1 protein-coding gene is annotated in these 964 nt (G+C 67.5%); it reads right to left on the bottom strand.

What is annotated here, in order from left to right; genetic code table 11:
* Nucleotides 1-20: 20 nt before the first annotated feature.
* Nucleotides 21-964 (bottom strand): hypothetical protein (locus JCM12178_RS18865; protein WP_172677185.1); only part of this gene is annotated, 944 nt, incomplete at its 5' end.

The following is a 964-nucleotide window of genomic DNA, read 5'->3' as shown; positions in this document are numbered from 1 at the left end:
CAGCACGGCGGCGGGCCGGTTCACGGCCAGCGTCTGGGCTGCTTCGGTGCGATTGTCCTCAAGCGGCCTGTACCTTCGGGCACTTCTTCCAGCCCGATGCCCATGAGCTTGGAGCGGAACGGCTTGAGCGACCATGCCCCGCGCACGAACTGCGTACCGCTGAGTGCAGCGGCACGGCCCTCCGGCAGCGACCGGGCATCCGGCACCACGGGAATCACATCCGTGGAAAACACCTTGGGCAACGAGTCCAGTCGCTTGAGTTCCGGCATGTCCCTGTGCACGGAGAAGGCAAGCACCCCGCCCTCGCCGTCCGGGAAGAACAGCCGGATCGAGCGTTCTTCAGGCAGGGACAGATACACCTCGAAAAAGTCCACGGGCCGCGGCAGGAAAAGTCCGAGCGCTCCGGCGGACCGCCCCACGGGAAGCTCTTCAAGGGCCAGCCGCATGGCAGACCGATAGCTGTCACCGAGCGCGGCAAGACGCGCCTTGGCGGTTTCGTCCCCGCTCTGCACTGCCTCGTCGGCAGCCTCGACCAGCGCCACGTCCAGCCCGGCAAGGACGGTCAGCCACGTTCGCTGGGCCTCGCCCTTGGCCAGCCGCGCAATGCCCGGCAGCCGTCCGGCATCCGGCCCGAGCGCCCGGAGCATGATCTCCTGCTCCTGCTCCACCAGTTGCCGCAGCCGTTCAGTATCGCCGTTTTCGGCTTCAAGCATGAGCGAACGGATACGCAGCAGTCGCGGCGCGGCCCGCACCAGAAACCCGGCCTCCGAGGCCGGGGGCGGCAAGTGGAACATGGGTCCCATGCGGTTGACCCGCTCCAGTTCCATGATCCGCTCTGCAAGATTGAACGCGCCTTCAACGTCACCGCTGTCGGCGGCGCTGGTCACAAGCGGGGCAAAGGCAGCCACGATCTCGCCCCGGCCGCAGCCAAGGCCGGAGAGCGGCACCCCGGCAAGGACCTCAA

This window comes from Salidesulfovibrio brasiliensis JCM 12178 (assembly GCF_001311825.1).
GTDB classification, from domain to species: Bacteria; Desulfobacterota; Desulfovibrionia; order Desulfovibrionales; family Desulfovibrionaceae; genus Pseudodesulfovibrio; species Pseudodesulfovibrio brasiliensis.
The sequence above is the reverse complement of the archived record's forward strand: the minus strand, read 5'-3'. Positions and strand labels throughout refer to the sequence as shown.